The 18,971-nt window shown below is 46.9% G+C and carries 12 protein-coding genes and 2 tRNA genes; 7 read left to right on the top strand and 7 right to left on the bottom strand.

Going from position 1 to position 18,971, the window contains the following annotated elements:
* Positions 1-85: 85 nt before the first annotated feature.
* Positions 86-161 (top strand) — tRNA-His (locus Q1Q75_RS17095).
* A 9-nt stretch (positions 162-170) separates the two neighbouring features.
* Positions 171-247 (top strand) — tRNA-Arg (locus tag Q1Q75_RS17090).
* A gap of 347 nt (positions 248-594) precedes the next feature.
* Here Q1Q75_RS17090 and Q1Q75_RS17085 read toward each other — a convergent pair.
* Positions 595-924: a hypothetical protein gene (locus Q1Q75_RS17085; RefSeq protein WP_300673069.1), complete on the bottom strand. Its 330-nt coding sequence runs from the start codon at positions 922-924 to the stop codon at positions 595-597.
* Between the two features lie 690 nt (positions 925-1,614).
* On the opposite strand from Q1Q75_RS17085, the gene Q1Q75_RS17080 reads away from it, so the two are divergent.
* On the top strand, positions 1,615-3,456 hold the full coding sequence (locus tag Q1Q75_RS17080) for a putative Na+/H+ antiporter (RefSeq protein WP_300673067.1): 1,842 nt from the start codon (positions 1,615-1,617) through the stop codon (positions 3,454-3,456).
* 373 nt (positions 3,457-3,829) lie between these two features.
* On the opposite strand, the gene Q1Q75_RS17075 is transcribed toward Q1Q75_RS17080, so the two are convergent.
* The 3 genes from Q1Q75_RS17075 to Q1Q75_RS17065 form a co-directional block, all read right to left on the bottom strand.
* Positions 3,830-4,750, bottom strand: coding sequence for a glycyl-radical enzyme activating protein (locus Q1Q75_RS17075; protein ID WP_300673065.1), 921 nt, complete (start codon positions 4,748-4,750; stop codon positions 3,830-3,832).
* On the bottom strand, positions 4,747-7,719 hold the full coding sequence (locus tag Q1Q75_RS17070) for a pyruvate formate lyase family protein (protein WP_300673064.1): 2,973 nt from the start codon (positions 7,717-7,719) through the stop codon (positions 4,747-4,749). Before Q1Q75_RS17070 ends, Q1Q75_RS17075 begins: the two co-directional genes overlap by 4 nt.
* A 91-nt stretch (positions 7,720-7,810) precedes the next feature.
* Positions 7,811-8,458 carry a TetR/AcrR family transcriptional regulator gene (locus Q1Q75_RS17065; RefSeq protein ID WP_300673063.1) on the bottom strand — a complete coding sequence of 216 codons (648 nt, stop codon included), beginning with the start codon at positions 8,456-8,458 and terminating at the stop codon, positions 7,811-7,813.
* A 367-nt stretch (positions 8,459-8,825) separates the two neighbouring features.
* Here Q1Q75_RS17065 and Q1Q75_RS17060 point away from each other — a divergent pair, with 367 nt between their 5' ends.
* The gene (locus Q1Q75_RS17060; protein ID WP_300673061.1) at positions 8,826-9,608 is read left to right on the top strand and encodes an MBL fold metallo-hydrolase; all 783 of its coding nucleotides are present in this window, start codon (positions 8,826-8,828) and stop codon (positions 9,606-9,608) included.
* A gap of 191 nt (positions 9,609-9,799) precedes the next feature.
* Complete coding sequence (locus Q1Q75_RS17055) at positions 9,800-10,225, top strand: MarR family transcriptional regulator (RefSeq protein ID WP_300673060.1); 426 nt, start codon at positions 9,800-9,802, stop codon at positions 10,223-10,225.
* Positions 10,226-10,415: 190 nt separating this feature from the next.
* Here Q1Q75_RS17055 and Q1Q75_RS17050 read toward each other — a convergent pair whose 3' ends face one another.
* Positions 10,416-13,829, bottom strand: coding sequence for a caspase family protein (locus Q1Q75_RS17050; protein WP_300673058.1), 3,414 nt, complete (start codon positions 13,827-13,829; stop codon positions 10,416-10,418).
* 698 nt (positions 13,830-14,527) lie between these two features.
* On the opposite strand from Q1Q75_RS17050, the gene lgt reads away from it, so the two are divergent.
* Positions 14,528-15,346, top strand: coding sequence for a prolipoprotein diacylglyceryl transferase (gene lgt, locus Q1Q75_RS17045; RefSeq protein ID WP_300673056.1), 819 nt, complete (start codon positions 14,528-14,530; stop codon positions 15,344-15,346).
* Between the two features lie 295 nt (positions 15,347-15,641).
* On the opposite strand, the gene Q1Q75_RS17040 is transcribed toward lgt, so the two are convergent.
* Positions 15,642-15,923, bottom strand: coding sequence for a hypothetical protein (locus Q1Q75_RS17040; protein ID WP_300673054.1), 282 nt, complete (start codon positions 15,921-15,923; stop codon positions 15,642-15,644).
* Between the two features lie 380 nt (positions 15,924-16,303).
* Here Q1Q75_RS17040 and Q1Q75_RS17035 point away from each other — a divergent pair, with 380 nt between their 5' ends.
* Positions 16,304-17,923 carry a DUF4041 domain-containing protein gene (locus Q1Q75_RS17035; RefSeq protein WP_300673052.1) on the top strand — a complete coding sequence of 540 codons (1,620 nt, stop codon included), beginning with the start codon at positions 16,304-16,306 and terminating at the stop codon, positions 17,921-17,923.
* 332 nt (positions 17,924-18,255) lie between these two features.
* On the opposite strand, the gene Q1Q75_RS17030 is transcribed toward Q1Q75_RS17035, so the two are convergent.
* Positions 18,256-18,879, bottom strand: a complete 624-nt coding sequence (locus Q1Q75_RS17030; RefSeq protein WP_300673050.1) for a hypothetical protein — start codon at positions 18,877-18,879, stop codon at positions 18,256-18,258.
* Positions 18,880-18,971 lie beyond the last annotated feature (92 nt).

The raw sequence follows: 18,971 nt of genomic DNA, 5'->3' as shown, positions 1-18,971 counted from the left end.
AGGGGACTGACACCTGTTTTTTTTATTTGCGATGTTTTATCTTGATCTGGTTCTGGGTATCGGGTATAAGTTTTTTGCTTTTGTGGTGAGCGTAGCTCAGTTGGTAGAGTCCCGGATTGTGATTCCGGTCGTCGCGGGTTCAAGCCCCGTCGCTCACCCCATAGCCCTATGCGCCCGTAGCTCAGCTGGATAGAGCGCCGGACTTCGAATCCGTAGGTCGCAGGTTCGAATCCCGCCGGGCGCACCAATTTGGAAGACGTGAAGGCCCCTCTGCGGAGGGGCCTTTTTTATTGGGACAAAATTTACCCGCCACAACGCCTTATCAGATAACTCTTGAACCTTATCTCCAGTATTATACGACGACCGGGGCCTTCACACGTATCGGGTTCGATGATCGGTCCGGCACTTCAGCGGTGCGCAAGCTAAAAAAGAGCTTAAATAATTTTTGAACCACAAAAAGCACGAAAGACACGAAAAAAATATAGAGATCGAAAAGGAAATTTTTTGTGGCAGCTGAATGCTTCCCTGTGCGTGCGCACCATTTCTTTACCCCTTGCCACCGGCGCCTCTTTTGGCTTTACATAAGCTGAATAGTTACAAAATTTCGTAGGTTCTTATACCAAATGCCTTGGAATCGATGATTCCCGAGTCGGTAAAATACCGGGTCCGGGACCTGAACCGTCGGCTTCGATCCACCTCAAAATTTTTCTCCCTTTCTGACTGAAACATCCGCGTCCGGATCGACGCCTTGCCCCGTTTTTTCACCGATCCCGCATGATAGAGACCTTCACGGTATTTTTTCAGTCGCTCAGCGCTCTCCACACCGAACTCAACCAGCCCGAAATCCAGAGAGAGAGGAAACCGTCCTGGTTTCCCGTCTGCACATGGTGTCCGATGGAGCACCATGGAAAATCGCCGGATCACACGTACCCCCTCGTCATTTTCAGAATCCTTAAAGGGGGAGGCCGTCCAGTGCGGTTCGACTGATCACATGATAAACGGTCTTTGGGTCGGGATCTGTCCTGACCACCCGGGGAATACGAGGCATACGCTTCATCTCCTTGGTGTTTTATGTCAGAAATAAGGATGTATTGGTGAGCTTTTTACAATTAATCTCTAATAAATAAGGTGGGTTACTTTTAGGCAGTGAGTGTCTCACAGATTGGTGTAGAGGTCAATCGCATCGCGCCTGTCCCTCGTCTCTTCTTTCACCTTTAGAATTATCAATAAATAGGGTGTTTTGTCTTATGGATTGCAAATATATGATAAAAAAAAATTATGAACGGGCTTGCATATTACTAAAAAAATCCTGAGAATTCCATTCAGTCATGAAACGCAGCGTCACGGTTCATTCCTTCTGACGCTGCAGGTTGTAGGTTCACTCTGTAATATGAGCGTTCCTTGAGCAGTCCTGTCCGATAAATTAGGGTTTACCGGTTAAGGAAAAAGATTTTTAAGACGCATGGGGTCCTTATTTCATTCGTGTGAAGCACACCATCTGTCTTTGGGGCTCGTTGTTTTTATGGTTCAGCGGAAACAATGCGGTTCGATGGCGTACAAAAGATCTTTTTCCGTTTTAAAAAATATTTTCGAAGTCTGACGTGGGGTAATGTTATGGAGAGAAAAAAGCTGGTACGTATTGGTTTGTTAGCGCTTGGATTGATGATGATGGCCTCCCTGGTTTATGCCGCAGGTGGTGGTGGGGGGCACGGTGTGCCAGGAGGACACGGCGTGTCAGGAGGTGAGGTATTTCCCAGAGCCCTGGATTCCTACGGAGACGCACATGCCTCTGGGATTCTGGAGAGTCTGAAAGGGCGAGTGGTGCAAGAGCCTTTTAACCTGGTGGCGAGCCTGATCTTTCTCTTTGCCATCATTCACACCTTTTTGGCAGGAAAGTTTCTCGTCGTTGCCCATCGATGGGAGCATGAGCACAAAGAAAAGATCAAATGCGGGGAAGCGGATAAATACTCTGTGAGCCATGGCGCGAGGTTGTTTCATTTCTTGGGGGAAGTGGAAGTGGTCTTCGGGATCTGGGCGATTGCCCTGGCACTGGCTATTTTCTTCTTTTACGATTGGCATACTGTGCTGAACTATCTGGGCCACAAGGTGAACTTCACTGAGCCCATGTTTGTTGTGGTGATCATGACCCTGGCATCCACCCGGCCGATTTTGAAGCTGGCCGAAGGGTTCATGTGGCGAATTGCTCACCTTGCCGGTGGGACGCTTATTGCGTGGTGGTTCACCATCCTTACGATTGGGCCCCTGCTCGGTTCATTTATTACGGAGCCTGCCGCCATGACCATTTCGGCGCTTCTGTTATCTGCAAAATTTTATGAATTGAACCCCAGTGAGAAATTCAAGTACGCCACCATCGGCCTGTTGTTTGTGAACGTCTCTGTTGGGGGGACGCTGACACACTTTGCGGCACCCCCGGTACTGATGGTGGCCGGCCCCTGGCATTGGGGGATGGCCCATATGTTCACCCATTTCGGTTGGAAAGCATTGATTGGTATCCTGATTTCCAATACTTTCTACTTCCTGATTTTTAAAAACGAGTTCAATATTTTGCAGGAAAAATTCGAGCTCGCCAGTCTCAAGGAACGCATTGGGAAGAAATATTTTACACGGGAAAATCTTGAGGTCGAATTCAGTGACTTAGAGCACATCATCAGCGATAAGCTGAAATTCAGCGAAACCTTCAGAGAGGCGTACGGTAAAATTAAAGAACAGACCCGGACCCGTCTTAGGGCGCAGTTGCAAGATCAGATCACGAGAAAAGGGACGGACCCTGAGCTGGTGAGGGAAGCCTTTGACGAGCGGTTTGATGAGATCAGACGCCGCGAGATGAGAAAAACCATCCCCGGCCTGATGCCGGAAGAGGAGCGAGCTGATTTTTATGACCCTGAATGGGACAAGCGCGATGACCCGGTCCCACTCTGGGTGGTTGTGATTCATGTTCTTTTTATGGTTTGGACCATTGTTAATGCGCATTACCCGGCCCTGTTTGTCTGTGGCATGCTGTTCTTCCTGGGGTTTGCCCAGGTGACCTCACCGTTTCAGAATCGCGTCGACCTGAAACCGGCCCTTCTGGTAGGTTTTTTCCTTGGCGGTCTGGTGATTCATGGCGGGGTGCAGGCATGGTGGATTGCCCCGGTTCTGGGCCATCTGGGTGAAACGACTCTGATGCTTTGTGCGACGGTGCTCACGGCTTTTAACGACAACGCAGCCATCACCTTTCTAAGCACCTTGGTCCCCAACTTTACCGATCCCTTGAAATATGCCGTGGTGGCAGGGGCGGTTGCCGGTGGGGGGATGACGGTCATTGCCAACGCGCCAAACCCTGCAGGACAGGCCATTTTGAAAAAGTACTTCGAAAATGGCGTGAACCCTGGAAAGCTCGCTCTGGCAGCTATTACGCCAACGGTTGTGGTGGTTCTTGCTTTTATGTTTTTGTAGGAAGGAAGGCTCTGGACCCCAGCGTTTGTTTGAACGCCTGCGTGGTTTGAGGCCGGGTCTTGCAAAAATACGATGGTGAACAAAAAAAGCGCTTTTCATCCTTACCGATGGAAAGCGCTTTTTTTTATTCATCAACCGACCTTCCCTTATCCTTTACGAATCTCTACAAAAAGTCTCTTTTGTGGCCTCGATGCGTAAGGTGCCGGGAAAAATAAAAATACAAAAAGCAATGCCTCCGGCAAGGTGGCGCCACCTTGAAAGCGGGTTTGCAATTGCGCTTCGGGTTCGGTGATCTGACCTGTTTAACCCCGATATGTCACGCGTCGAGTGCATTCATATTCAAGGCACCAGAGCTGCAGGTGTCGTGGTTTACCTACACGACCTCTATACCGGCATTCTTGAAAATTGTCCTGCAGGCATCCTCCTTCTCCCTCGATATCCAGTGAGACATCTTTTTTATCTCGCTGTATGGGTTCTTAACGCCCACCTTCTTGTTTTTTTCATGCCAGAGGGGGTTGTAACTCAGCAGTGCGGCCTTTTTCACTCCATTCTCACGATAAAAGTTCGCAATAGCTGAGATGTTATACTCTGTATCTGTAATGTCAGGGACCAACGGGGTGCGTGGAATGATTTCGACACCCCCTTTGCTGTATTCTTTATTGAGCATGATGAAGTTCCTGAGAATCTGATCATTGGAGACGCCGCAGAACGTTTTATGTTCTTCAGGGTCCATGAGTTTTATATCACAGTAAATCATGTCCACATGGGGGTAGATAAGGTCTTTGAATGAGTCGAAATTGAAAAAGCCGCATGTCTCTATGAGAATATGTACGCCTTTTTTCTTCAGTTCTTTCATCAGTTTTGAGGTAAAGGGAATATCAAGGGTGGGTTCTCCACCGGAGAGTGTCACGCCGCCGCCTGATGTGTCGAAAAACGCTTTGTCCTTTGTTACCTTTTCGACTATCTGATCAATTGTCATGGGGGCGCCCACCCTGCTCATCGAGCCTGAAGGGCACGCTTCGACGCATTCAAAACAGAGGGTGCAATTGTCGCGGTCAATAAAGAAGGGGTTGTCTCGAGACAATGAACCCGCGGCACATGCGTTTATGCAGTGGTTGCATTCGATGCACCCGTTTGCATCAAAAGATAGTTCAACGCCTCTCTTTTTGCTTTCCGGATTGTGGCACCAGACGCAATTCAAGGGGCATCCCTTGAAAAACACAACCGTGCGTATCCCCGGTCCGTCATCCAGGGCGTTGCCCTTTATCTCCAGTATCAGTGGACTGCTTTTCATATTCCGAATTCCGCCCTGTTTATGATTTCAAGCTGCATATCCCTCGACAGGTGGATGAAGTAGGCGTTGTATCCCGAGATCCGGACAAGCAGGTTTTTATAATGTTCCGGATTCACCATCGCATCTTTCAAGACGGCCGATTTGACGATATTGAATTGCATCTGCATCCCGCCCTGTTCAAAATATGTCTTCACGTACGAAAACATCGTATCCACCGTTTTTTCGTGTGAATCCTGCTCGGCGGGGACGAGTCTTACGTTAAAGGCGATGTTGTTATCCATATAATGCGGGTTCATCTTTGCGACGTCCCGAATGTTGTCAAGAAAGTTCATGGAGGCGGATGGATGCGGCGTAAGACCCGGGGTGAAGGGGCTATAGGCCAGCCTGCCGGATGGGATCGCCCCGGAGAGAGCGCCGTAGGCGCTGTGCTGGGCCACAGACCAGAATCCCACGGTATAGTCGCCGCCGCGGAAATTTTTTGTGGATTTGTAGCAGGTGTGAATCAGGTGTGCCACGCGGTTGGCCATGTCAACCGCTTCATCGCTCCCTGAACCGAAACGGGGGACTTTGTTCATCACCATTGTGTGAAGCGCGGCATCGTTTTCAAAATTGGAATCAACCGCTCTTTTCAGGTCTTTCATGGTGATTTTCTTTTCCTCAAACACGAGTTTTTTTATCACCATCATGGAATCGACCACATCAGAAAGACCTATGTTGAATGTGCCGGACGTATTGTAGATTGCGCCGCCATGGGTCACATCCTTCCCTTTTTCAATGGTTCCCTGGATAGCGGCGCTGAGATACGGCGTGGGCCTTAAGTAGGCGTATGCTTCTGCCGCCATATTGTTGAACATGATGGTCTGATCTATGATGAATTTCGTTTGTGCGGCAAAGGCGTCATAAAACGCATCAAAGGACGTGAAATCATCGTTTTCAATCTTCCCTGTTTCCGGTCCGAGATGCCAGTTCATTAAGGGATGATAGCCATTGTTCAGCGCCATCTCGAGACCTGCCACCATGTTGATGGAGGTTGCCCCCGCATGGTTTCCCTGCTTTCCTGGGATGGTTATCTCAACACATCCGGTGGCCGCCCAGTCGCGTATGTCTTCGATCTTATCGGCGCTTTGGCTGAGTGCCTCCATCACCGCATCATCCCCGTGCATGGAGGGGGTCGCAACGGTGATGAAATTGACCTCGCAGAGTCGCTTGAGATAGGTGTCGCTGTTGACTCCGACCTTGAATCTCGCGTTCATGTTGGGGTCTCTCATCCTGAGCATTTCTGTGACTTTCAGAAGGATGTAAGTCATATCATTGACGGCATCCTTCCCGTCAGGCGTTACCCCGCCTACAGTAATGGCCGTCTCGGCATGGCTGCCGCTGAAAAGATAGTTCGCCACATCGGGCACCAGGTTCTGGTGTTCGGCATTTCTTATAAAGTAGAAACAGAAAAGTTCAATGACATGTTCTGTAAACACCTGCTTTTCCGCGCTTGAGGACAACTTTTCCATCCCTTTTTCAAAGAACGGCTGAAAGACCTGATCAAGCCGACCCGGCGAAAGCGATACATTGTTGTTTTCCATCACAAGGCCAACCCAGAAGATCCAGAAGGCGTTGATTGCCTCATCGATATCCCGGGCAGGGTGCGCGGGCACCTGGATGCATATGTGATGGAGTTTCTTTAGCTCCTCTATACGGTTCGGGTCCTCTTCAATTTCTGCAAGCCTGAGCGCTTCACCGGCGAGATTTTCTGCGTAGATGTTGAGCCCCTCCAGGCAGATGATCATGGACTGCAGGGTGTTCAACTGATCGGTTTCGCTCTCTTGGAGCGTGTCTATCTGTCGGCGTATTCGCTCAATGATGCTGTGGGTCCCCTCATTGATGATCGTGAAGAGATCGGGAATGACATGGGACATGGATACGGTCTTAAAGTTGAATGAGGCAACGGCCCGTTCGTCAATCTTCTGGCAGAGGGGATAATCGAATTTAGAGCGGATCCACTCTCTGGTAATTCTCTTTGCCCAGAAGGGGTATATATCGTGGAGCTCCTCGACTGTCTTTTTTGAAATCGTGCAGGGATTAAGGAATCGTTTGTCGATGGATCCGAGTTCTCCCCATATCATGGTACCTGTTGTGTCCGGGTAGATCATGACCGCAACATCCTCCGGAGCGCAGGTCCCTGCGATCGGACTTTCCGGGCGGATGACCGGTTTTTTGCTTTCCATGACATATTTATAGGCATGTGCCTGACGCAGCTCCGGGAACCAGGGGGTCCCCTCTTTGTCGACCTCAAAGCCGTTTTTTCTGTACCAGCGTGTAAGAAGTCGCGGTCTCTCCGAGGAGATTTCAGGTTTGGTGCTTAAGAGTTCATCGAGCCGTCTTTTTATGCGCGGAAAATCATCAATGCTGTACTCAGAAAGGTACGGGTCATCGAGGTATCTGACACCGAGATCATTTTCAGCTGTGGCTTTCATTCTGTATTCCGACCTGCTTTTGATCTCCTGGGACAGGCCGGTATTCTCTGTTCCGTACTCTTCTTTCCTGGTCTTCATCTCCTCCCGTCTGATCTTATCGAGCATTTTCTGGTGTTTTTTACCCATGATAAGCGAAATGAAGAAGTTGAAGGCCTGAAGGTAGGCCATGTTCCCTTCCAGGATGATTTTGTTTTTTAAAGCGAGGTTGAGCATCTCGTTCGGGGTGATCTTGACGATCTCTTTTAAAACCTCGTCATTTATAAAACGCATCACGGCATCGGCGTTGTCCGGGATTGTTTTGATAACCTTGACGCGCCCATCATGAAATACGATGGCCTGCTCCACCGTTCCGGTTTCTGTCGTAAGGCCGATCGTGAAGTTGGTCCATCCGTCCGTACTTTTAAGATACGCCCGGAGCGAAGGCCTCAGGTTAAATTGAGCTGCCATCATCCGCAAAGCAAGGTTCGCCAGAGTGTTCATGGAGTTTCTTTTGCTCATTTTAAATGCCTTTTCCTGAATTCATTGTAAGGGCTGCGCAAAAATAAAATTTACAAAAAAGCAAAGCTGAACAGTAACGTTTACTGGCTATTTATGGTTTTTCTGGCCCCAAAAAGTGCTCCAGGAGGTCGCTGGCCATCCGCTTGATGATGGCCTCTGGATCGTCAACCACCTCCTGCCATATCCGTCTGTTTTGCAGGATCACTGTGCCGTGGACATGGCTCCAAAGCTGAAGGGAGAGGTAGGAGGCGTCCTCTTGCGGGAAGCGCCCGGTGGCAACGGCAACCTCTTCGATTGCTGATGTGGCCCGTCCCAGCAGCGTCAGAGCCGATTGCTTGGCCTCATAGGCAAGGGCTTCCAGTTTTGTTCCCATGTAGTCGCTGTACCTTGGCGTGTTGCTGTCCAGCATAATTTCATAATAGCCGGGGTTCCCGATTCCGAAATCAAGGTAGGCGACAAGCAGTTTCCCGAGCCTCTCAACCGGGTCGTCATATGCATTGTAGACGTCCATGATATAGTCATTGTAAAGCGTAAAGCCCTTGATTTGGATGCTGAGATACAGCTCATCCTGGTTTGAATAATAGTTGTAGATATTGGCAGCGGTCATGCCCAGCCGCGAGGCAATTTTTCTCATGCTCAGGTTGTCAAACCCCTGCTCGTAAATAATGATCGTGGCCGTATCAAGAATTCGATTTTTAATTGCTTCGATTTCTTCAACACTGCGTACAGCTTTCGACATTTGACTCTCCTGTGAAAAAGGGGCAGGGGGCTTAATTTTTGCTATACCGCGTACAGACCTGTCGTTGAACTCACTTAAAAAATGATGAACAGTTGATTAATGAACGTATGTTAAGTTAACGGTCGTTCACTGAATAAGTCAATAAAAAACAGTGGGCTGTCCAGCGGGTATCGGCTTTCTTTTTTTTCTGTGTTCAACAGCGTTTATTTGTCAGTATCGGGATTGCGTGGAAAGGGAACAAAAAGGGGCCGAGCCTATTTTGGCTGTCCTCTGGCTTCTTGACATTATTTGACTAATCAAATATTGTCGTGACAAATTAACAGATCCAATATGGCCATAACCCATTCTACCTGTGCAGGAACTGTCGATGATAATTAAAAAAATAGAGAATGATTTCATATCAGCAAAGACGAAGTCGGGAATCTACCCATTCAAACTGGATATTTGTCTCTACATCGTAGATGGCTTGTTGATAGATGCCGGATCCGGGGCCATTTTAAAAAAGACGAGGTCTCTGATCAAAGGGAACAAAATAAACAGCGTTGCCCTGACCCACGTACACGAGGATCATACAGGGGCCGCCGCATGGATAAAGGAGAGCCTTCAGGTTCCCGTATACCTTCACCGTCATTCGATAGCTGAAGCTTCTATGAAGAGCAGTATTCCATTATACCGTTGGCTCGTCTGGAGAAACCGGGATGCCTTCACGGCAGATCCCATGCCTGAGTTTATTGAAACGGATAAGTACAGATTCGATGTGATCAATGCCCCTGGCCATCATCAAGATCACGTCGTGTTCCATGAGAAGAGCAGGGGATGGCTCTTTTCCGGAGACTTGTACGTGAGCCGCAGACAGGCCGTGGCATTCAAGGATGAGAACATCGGTGATGCCATCGTATCGATTCAGAAAATTCTTGAACTCGATTTTGACACGATATTCTGCGGCCATTCCGGCATACAGAAAAAGGGTAAGGAAAAACTCAGATCAAAGCTGGACTATTTTCTGACGCTTCAGGAAAAGGTCAGAGCCCTGGAGAAAGAGGGACTCGAATCCCGGGAAATTGACAGACGTCTCTTCCCCAAGAAAAATTTATGGACCGTATTGTCAGGGGGAGAGTGGTCCTCCCTGAATATGGTGAAGACGATATAGCCCGGATATTTCACGAGTCGAGTGAGAAAATCGGGTAGAAAACCGTGAATTGCATTTTGTGTTTTAGAAATTTCTATATGTTTCACAGTAAACAGCTTTAATCGTGTCGTATTTCTTTGACGTGACCATTTTTATGAAATATTCGGGATAGCTGGCCTGCAAAACATCTTAATACTGAAGAGGAAAAGAGAATGGATAACCGTTTGTTCTTTATGCTTTCAAAGGCCGAAAACTCACTGAAGGTCTATATTAAGCAGCAGCTCACGAAAGCAGGGCTTAAGGTCTCCCCGGGGCAGCTGGGAATTCTGTTTCTTCTGAGGGAACGCAACAGCCGCACAATGAGCGAGTTGAGTCGGGCACTGGAGACCGATAACTCGGCAGTCACCAGAACTGTAGACCGGCTCGAGAAATCCGGCTTTGTGAAGAGAAAGATGAATGAAAAGGACCGCAGGCAATTTTTTATTACTATCACAGAATCAGGAATCACCGAAACGGTCAAAGCCAGCACTGTGATTGATGCTGTGAATAAGAAAATAGATTCAGAGTTCTATGAACGTCAGATTGAGATTTTTAAAGAGGTATTATCAGGAATTAATTTACTCTTTAAATCGGAATGAATGTAGAGGTTTTATGGTGAATTGACCGTAACTGTTCCGCACAACAAAAAAGGCCGCCGGCGGATAGGTGTGCCACCTTGAAAGCAGGTTACCGCTGGGCTTTACCCCTCGTTCCTCGGGTCAAATCCCAGCGGTATTCTGGCGAGCCTATGTATGACAATTGACCCGTGCCAAAGCCTGCGAAGGCCTGCTATTGGGAAAGAAGTATGGGGAAATCCTGCCCCCGCCCGTAAATGCTGGGGTATTGTGCATTGCCGCGATGGGTTTCGGTTAATCCCGGCATTTTATCTTCGATAAATGCGGAAAGCTCTCGCACGGTCGTCTTTCCATCTTTGGGGCTGCCGTCCGCTTCACCCTGCAGGCCTTTTAAAACAGCATAGGTGAAGACACCATGTTTTAAACTCGCAAATTCCGTTGCGAACTGCTCGGACTGTGTTGCTGCCAGAAGGTAGAGTCCGCTCGACCGGCTAAGCTGTTTCAGAGCTTTTTCTTCAATGGCACCACGCATGGCAAAGGTCTGCTCAAAACCGCCCGCCTGGCATGCATCCATGATCAGCAACTGCTTTCTGGCTCTGATCTGTTTTGAATATCCGGTAAGCTGCTCAGCCGATATCCCGTTTGCCCAGATATGTTGTTCACGGTACAGGGCGGTGACTTCATGGGGTGCAATATAAAAATGCGGTGTCCCTTTTTTATTTTCCACCATGACACCATGGCCTGCATAGTAGAGCACAAAAACGTCTTTCGGTTTTGCAGATTTAACAACGTTATCAAGTGCCTGTAGAATATTTGTTTTTGTCGCCTTATTGTCGAACAGTTCTGTTACATGCATGGTTTTAAAGAGCTTCGTGGATTTCTCTCTGAAAAGTGCGCTGACCGCTTCAGCATCTGCCCTGCCGTAATTCAGGTTGTATTTTGTGTTTTTATAGTTGTTAATGCCCACAATGACAAAATAGGCATCCGGTTTTTCAAGATTCGGGTCTTTATATGAAATGGCTGCATTAACCGGCTTTGATTCAAGGCCGGTTTTGCTTTTGGCAACAGCGGTAAAGGTGTTTTTTCCATTAAGAAGGGCCATATGGAATGAGACGAACTGTGATGTATTCGAAGAGCTGCTTTTCTTTTTGATGCCCCTTTGTTCTCGTTTAACAGGCTTTCCGTTATGAAAAAGAGTAATGTCTTTGATTCCTCCGCCATTATCCTTAACTTCCAGCACAATCTCTATGGTTCCTTTTGGACTGACCACAACGCTCGCATCATTTTTCTGATCGGCTTTAAGCGCCTTTGGAGAGATAATCGTAATGACAGGCGGCGGGGAGGCCATCATCGCATCGATTGTTTTTCCGGCAATGTTTTCTGCTGCTCCCCCCGTATCAATGACCCGGGCCATTAAACCTGGCTTATAAAAAGATTCAAAAAATTGATCGAGTTCAAGAACGTCAAGGCCCCTGACCCAGTGGAGGCCTTCAAAGCCCTGTGATTTATCAAACTCTCCAGAGGGGGTTATAACGACCCACTCACCATTTTTATCGGTCATTGAGAGGCAGATCTGTTTCCCTGTTTCCACATTCCAGTAACGGATGGTGCCGTCTTTACCGCCTGATATGGCAAGTTTGTCATTTTGAGAAAATTTTATGCTGTTCACATGGCCGGTGTGTCCTTTAAACGTTCGGATGAGCGTGTCCGTATTAACATTCCATAATTGAATATCGCCAAAAAAGGAGCTGCCAATTATATATTTGCCGTCAGTAGAAATATCAAAAACTCGTGGTGTGCAATGTGTAAAGGCTGATATTTCCCCATTGCTGATATCTATTCTATTTAGACCCAATGTATAAAACAAAAGGTGGGTCCCATTTGGAGAAAACGCCACCTGACCCACACTATGGTCAAGCTTTTTGGATAGAATAATCTTGCCGCTTTTGACACTCCATATTTTTATGGTGTTATCACCAAATCCCGCGGCCATCATCCTGCTGTCGGGAGAAAAAGCGACAGACCACACAGCCGACCCCGTAAAACGGTGTATCGGTGTTCCCGTGGCTGCATCCCATAATTTTACAGTTCCATCCCAAGGACCGGAATAAGAGCCTGACAGGATGTATCTTCCATCAGGAGAGTATTTAATACTATTGTACTTATTAAGGCCAGAATCAGCCTTATCTATAAGGCTGAAGACAATGTCTCCTGTGGACACATCCCGGACATCTGTTTTGTTATCAAAGTCATTTCCGGCACCGATCATTTTTTTACCATCAGGCGAAAAAACAACACTTTCCAGGGATTCACAGCTCCTCTGCTTAATTGCACGGGTGAGCTTTCCGTTTTTAATGTCCCAAAGGTTAAGCAGTTCATCACCGCCACCTGACAATAATGCTTGTCCGTTCGGTGAAACCGCTATGCTTTCAACCGAATTTGAGCTTTGGCTGAACGTTAAGAGCACCTTTTTTTTATCGTTATCCCAGAGCCTTATGCCTGTATGTATATTTGCGTTTGCAATCTGCTCCCCGTCGGGAGAAATATCAAATTTATCACAATACTCTTTATCAAAAGATTCAATCTGCCCGTTGATCAAATTTACTTTAGACATATGTTCTTTTGTACTAAAAAAAAGGTGATGTCCGTCAGGGGAGAACTTAATGTTAGAAATATCTTTATATATTTGATTTTGCAGTGTTTCTGTGAATATTTTTTTACCTGTTTTTAGACTCCAGACACTGACGATACCCTCCCCGAAACCACCGGCTACCCATTGCCCGTCCCTGGAAAATGCAGCACATTCTAATATGAAAGGGGCCTTAATAGTACTTAAGAGTTTCCCTGTTTGAGCATCCCAGAGTTTAATGTTATCTAAAGAGCCTGAAAGGATGAGTTTTCCATTGGGAGAGTATTGAATGCTTCTGATTCTACTGGAATGACCTTGAAGGGCAAGCACCATTTTGCCACTTGAAATATCCCATATTTTTGCTCTACCCTCCTTGTAACGATCACGTGCCCCCGCCGCGATAATTCGTTTTCCGTCAGGAGAATAATCTACACTCAACACATTACCCTCCTCCTGTGTCAGAGAAAAGGATTTAAGAATGGCCCCACTTTTTACGTCCCATATTTTTACTAATCCATCTGTACCACCGGAGACTATATATTTACCGTCCGGTGAAAAAGCGACGGCGTTCATTTTTTTCTTAAAAATACTATTTTCGATTTTATCTTTTATGTTATGCAGAAGCTTTCCGTTTTTTGCATCCCAAATTTTTATCAGGCTGTCCGCGGAGCATGTTGCGAGGAGAGTTCCGTCCGGTGAAAATTCCATGCCTGTAATCGTACCACCGTGCATTTGCTGAATGATCATCTCCGTGGGCATCTTTTTATGCAGAAGGGTGATCTCATCATCCAAAGCAGATGTAATTTTAATTTCCTCAGCCAGAAGATAATGATCCTGCACGGGCACAATCTCGGACACAGGCACAGTCTCGATCACAGACACAGGCACAGTCTCGATCATAGACACTGGCACAATCTCGGTCACAGGCACAGTTGGCAAGCCACATCCCGTCAGTGTGAAAAATAATAGAGCCACAGCAATTGACCTTACATACGCCATACATTTCCCCCTCCCCCCTTAAAAAACTGATTCACTAAATATAATATTCAAGCCTGGACGACTTTCTTGCCCGCATAAGGTTGAAACTGTTTTTTTCCTTTTTTGAATACGCCATCAGAATCATTATTCGCATAGCCCGAAGGGTGAGAAAATCGAGCAGAAAACGTGAATCACATTTTGTATTTTACAAATATCTAAATTTTTCACAGTAACATACCGAAATAAAAACTTATTGCTTCGGTAAGATCGGCTCCTCATGAAATATTCGGGATAGCACGTTCCATTCAATACATTATTGCAGTGCCTGATCACGAATGTTAAGTGCTCGTATCACTAAAGACTGTACCCGTACAATCAAATTATAATAAAACTTTAACCACGATTGTCCGGTTACAACCAATGCATTAAATTAGGCTTCAAAGAAAATTAAGAAACTAAGGAAAAAACTAAGGGACAGGCAGCAAGCGCCTGATGTTGAATCTCATGACATGATATTTCTTTTTGCGTCATTCCTGACCCAATAAAAGCGTTGTAACCCCGCCGATTCGATCTGGACTTAATGTGGCATTGTGAATCGATGCCCTAACAGGCAGATGCAGGAACAGCCCTTCCAGCTGAAATGATGAAGGATAAAACAGGGCTTTGTCATTTGACACCCGTCTGACATTCAGGCCACAATGCGGGCCATGATGAATGCTTTGATTTGGAATACAAGTCCGGTGATGGTCTCTCTGGGGCCTTTGGAGATTCGTTGGTATGGTCTTTTTTTTGCCGCTGCCTTTCTTCTGGGGCAGGGGTATATGCTGTGGCGATTGAAACAAGATGATGGGGGCATTTGGGGCGGCGAGGATGAGATAGCGTCCGCTGTGGACTCTATGCTTTTGTACCTGATTGTGGGAACACTGATCGGCGCACGTCTGGCCCATTGCCTCTTCTACGATCCCGGGTACTATCTGGCAAATCCTTTAGAGATACCGATGCTGTGGAGGGGCGGTCTCGCCAGCCATGGCGGGTTGGTGGGATTTCTGGTGTCGCTGCACTTCTTTTGCCGCAAGCAAGCCTTCGCGTTCTGGGCACTTCTGGATCGATTGGCTATTCCAGCCATTCTTGGTGGCGCCTTGATTCGCATGGGCAATTTTTTCAACTCCGAGATTGTGGGCCATCCCGCCGATGTGCCCTGGGCTGTCATTTTTGCCCGCATCGATGCCACACCGAGGCATCCGGTGCAGCTTTATGAATCGTTCAGCTATGCCGCCATCTTTCTTCTTCTGTTTATCTGCGACAGAGCCGGTGTAAGCAAGTCTCCTAAGCGTCTCTCCGGTCTGTTCCTCATCACCGTCTTTTCAACCCGCCTGATCCTTGAATCCTTCAAGACCACCCAGGCCTTCTGGGCAGATGGGCTTCCCATCACCATGGGGCAGATGTTGAGTCTTCCCATGATCGCCGCAGGCTTTGTTCTGATCGTCTGGCCTTATTTCGGGAAGAATCGAGGGGAGGGGTCGCGTCTTGACATTTGACACAACTCCTACTCATTGATTCTCGCTTTTTTAATCGGTGGCTTGAGGCCGATATAGTTATAGGACCAAGATTCTTAAAACCTGCATAATGGTGCCTGAAGTAGCATATAGTGCCAAACCGGATGTTGTATAAAACTGAAAGGATTTAACAGGATGTCCAATGTCAAGACGCGACCCCTTCTCGTGAATTGACCGTCACTGCTTCAGCACAACAAAAAAGGCCTCCAGCGACAAGGTGTGCCACCTTGAAAGCGGGTTGGTTTGAATTCGCCGTACCGATTCAGCCCAAGCTCCTTCAGGCAGCCAGATTAACGAAAACAGCCCGCCATGTGACACCTATAGTGTGCTTGCGACCCTGCTTATCCAGAAAAGAGCTCACATAATTTTTGACCACGAAAAGCACGAAAGACACGAAAAAAAGCCAGAGATTGAAAAGGAAATTTTTTTGTGGCGGCTGAATGCTGCCCTGTTCGTGTTTTTTGTGTGGTTCGTGGTTTAACAGCCCTTTGCTTTGCAATCGATCCACCGGCAGAAATCGGAAGCAGTTTTTGCTCGGGAAACCGATTTTCTGCTTCATGCCTTATCGGGGTAAGTGGTCACGGCTTTTTTTGTCGGGGCCTCCTCGTTCGGAGCCTTTTCGACGTTTCCCAGCTTTAGCCTCATGCCGTTCATGGATAAATCGACGAACAATGAGAGGGGGCTGTGTAAAATATCAAGGCGCGACCCCTGCCACATTTAACAGCCGGGTTTAACTTATCCCAATCCCATTTCCAAAATAGCTTCTCTGCAGTTCTTGATTTGATTTACTGTCTATCTTCGTGAGTTCTGACGAGTATTTTTTACCTGTGTGTACAGCTTTCGATTGAATAGTCATACTTTGAGGCGTATGGTTCTCTTTGAATATTCACGTGTTGATGCCATATTTGAGTATGATTATTTTCCTGCAAAGGTGACAATATGAATCCAGACTTTATAGCTGGTGTAGTCGTTTTCCTGATCGTGATTAGCCCGTTTATTGCCGCCTTTTTATTTTTTAAAAGCAGGAACGCCATAAAGAGAGGTACTGCACTTGAAGTCGAAATTGGCCAAGTGAAAGAGGAGAGTCAAGCTGAGATTGAGAAGCTGAAAGAGGAATATCTGTCGCTTGAAGAAAAGACAAATCCTCTCTGGCAATACCAAGGTATTGAAGATGCAAAGATCGAAGCTGAGAGAATTAAATCTGAAGCTGAAAAAGAGTCGGTGAGGTTGCTTGAAGATATTGAAAACAGGTCCAACAAGATTAAACAGAGGGCCGATCAGTACGCAAAAGAAGTCGTCGAAAGTGCCAAGCAGAAGAGCAAAAAATCTCAAGAAGAGTACGATACAGCCATCAAAGAGGCTGTAGGTATAGTTCAAAGTGCCCGCACCCAGGCAGAAGAGGTTGCCGGTGATGCATTGAAGGCTGTTGAAAACGCAAAGCATTATGAGCAAGCGGCCAAAGCCATGAAAAATATCATTAAAGGGTATGGTGATGAATACATCATTCCCAACAAAAGCCTGCTTGATGAACTGGCTGAAGAGTTCAGTCACAAAGAAGCTGGCGTTGAGCTAAAAGATGCGCGCCAGAAGACAAAACGAATGATTAAAAATGGTATTGCTGCTGCGTGTGACTATGTTGAGACTCACCGAAAAGGGACAGCTGTCCGTTTTGTTCTGGATGCATTTAATGGGAAAGTAGACACCACGTTATCTAAGGTGAAGCATGATAATTTTGGAAAATTAAACCAGGAGATTCTGGATGCCTTCAGCCTTGTGAACCATAATGGTGAGGCCTTTAGAAATGCCCGAATTCTTCCAGATTATCGTGACGCCCGGGTTGGTGAGTTGGAGTGGGCCGTTAAAACCAATGAGTTAAAGCTTCAGGAACGCGAGGAACAGAGGCTCATTAAAGAGTCCATGCGGGAAGAAGAGAAGGCCAGAAAAGAGTATGAGAGGGCCATAAAACAGGCAGAAAAAGAAGAGAAAATACTTCAGGCTGCCATGGAGAAAGCTCGCAAAGAACTCGAAAATGCCAACGATGAGCAGCGACTTGAGTTTGAACAAAAACTTGCGGATCTCCAGCTTCAACTTAAAGACGCAGAAGCCAAGAATCAAAGGGCGTTGTCCATGGCCCAGCAAACCCGTCGAGGTCATGTATACGTTATTTCCAATGTAGGGTCCTTTGGCGAAGATGTGTTTAAAATTGGTCTTACCCGGCGGCTTGAACCTTTAGACCGTGTTAAAGAACTCGGCGACGCAAGTGTTCCCTTTGCGTTTGATGTCCACGCAATGATTCATAGTGAAGACGCGCCTACTCTTGAAAAAGAATTACACCGAATATTTATGGACGAGCAGGTCAATAAGGTGAATTCACGGAAAGAGTTTTTTCGGGTGGGTATAAAGCAGATTAGGACGGTTGTGGAAAAAATTGGGCTTGAAGCTCATTGGACTATGGCTGCTGAGGCTCAAGAATATCGGGAGTCATTGGCATTAGAAGCTGTAATGAAGGGTGCTAAAGAACCAAGAACTGTCGAGGCAGAACATGAATTAGTGAGTTGAAGCAAACTAAGAGCAAACTAAAAACTAAGAAAACTAAGAAAACTAAGGGACAGGCAGCAAGCGCCTGATGTTGAATCTCATGACATGATATTTCTTTTTACGCCGTTCCTGACCCAATAAAAGCGTTGTAACCCCGCTGATTCGATCTGGGCTTAATGTGGCATTGTGAATCGATGCCCGAACAGGCAGATGCAGGAACAGCCCTTCCAGCTGAAATGACGAAGGACAAAACATGAATCGTATGCCCTCACGTCGACAGGACTGGGTGCTGAATTCGTTCTTATCAATTGCAGACTTTTGCTGTGCAGCGACTAAAAACCGTCAAGCCTCTCTCAATCGTTCATGGAGTACATGCCGTCAAAGCCGCTGACCCGCGTTGGCACGCGTTCCCGGCTCCCATAAAGCCGATCCTTAAAGATTTCATAGGTTCCGATAACAAAAGACTTGGAGCCGATAACTCCCGAGTCGGTAAAATACCGGGTTCGGGACCTGAACCGCCGAATGCGATCCAGCTCAAAATTCTTTTCCTTTTCTGACTGAAATATCCGCGTCGGGATTGCGGCCTTGCCCCGTTTTTTCAACGATCCCGCATGATAGAGAAATTCGCGATATTTTTGCAGGCGCGTTGCACTCTCCACCCCGAACTCCACCAACCGAAATTCTATAAAAAAAGAATCATCTCGGTTTCCCGTCTGCACATGGTGCCCGATGGAGCACCAGCGATAATCCTCAGGCCGTTTCACAATACCTGCCCTCACAGCGTTTAAATCTATATAGGCCAGGCAGTTAATAACGGTCTCACCTTTCTCTACAATCACGCTTTTAAAACGCTCACCCCAGAGGGTCCCCCGACGATTCTTTTTCCGGTTATAGATCCGTGAAAAGGTCTGCTTGATATCCTTTACATCCTGAAAATGGGATAAAGCGCACACCTTAAGACAAAAAACCACTCTCATTTGCGTTATTCAATTGAAAAATCAAGCTTTTTTCCCTTGCTTTTTGAGGTGCATGTATTGTATAATACGCACACTTTAAAGGGGGTTAGATT

Origin of the sequence: Desulfoluna sp. (genome assembly GCF_030145185.1) — a bacterium.
Taxonomy (GTDB): Bacteria; Desulfobacterota; Desulfobacteria; order Desulfobacterales; family Desulfolunaceae; genus Desulfoluna.
This window is presented reverse-complemented; position numbering and strand designations above follow the sequence as displayed.

Excerpts from the sequence above, each read along its gene's own strand:
- Q1Q75_RS17030 (WP_300673050.1), bottom strand. The coding sequence starts at position 18,879 with ATGAGAGTGGTTTTTTGTCTTAAGGTGTGCGCTTTATCCCATTTTCAG.
- Q1Q75_RS17080 (WP_300673067.1), top strand. The coding sequence starts at position 1,615 with ATGGAGAGAAAAAAGCTGGTACGTATTGGTTTGTTAGCGCTTGGATTG.
- Q1Q75_RS17075 (WP_300673065.1), bottom strand. The coding sequence starts at position 4,750 with ATGAAAAGCAGTCCACTGATACTGGAGATAAAGGGCAACGCCCTGGAT.
- Q1Q75_RS17060 (WP_300673061.1), top strand. The coding sequence starts at position 8,826 with ATGATAATTAAAAAAATAGAGAATGATTTCATATCAGCAAAGACGAAG.
- Q1Q75_RS17065 (WP_300673063.1), bottom strand. The coding sequence starts at position 8,458 with ATGTCGAAAGCTGTACGCAGTGTTGAAGAAATCGAAGCAATTAAAAAT.
- Q1Q75_RS17050 (WP_300673058.1), bottom strand. The coding sequence starts at position 13,829 with ATGGCGTATGTAAGGTCAATTGCTGTGGCTCTATTATTTTTCACACTG.
- Q1Q75_RS17035 (WP_300673052.1), top strand. The coding sequence starts at position 16,304 with ATGAATCCAGACTTTATAGCTGGTGTAGTCGTTTTCCTGATCGTGATT.
- Q1Q75_RS17070 (WP_300673064.1), bottom strand. The coding sequence starts at position 7,719 with ATGAGCAAAAGAAACTCCATGAACACTCTGGCGAACCTTGCTTTGCGG.
- Q1Q75_RS17040 (WP_300673054.1), bottom strand. The coding sequence starts at position 15,923 with ATGAAGCAGAAAATCGGTTTCCCGAGCAAAAACTGCTTCCGATTTCTG.
- Q1Q75_RS17055 (WP_300673060.1), top strand. The coding sequence starts at position 9,800 with ATGGATAACCGTTTGTTCTTTATGCTTTCAAAGGCCGAAAACTCACTG.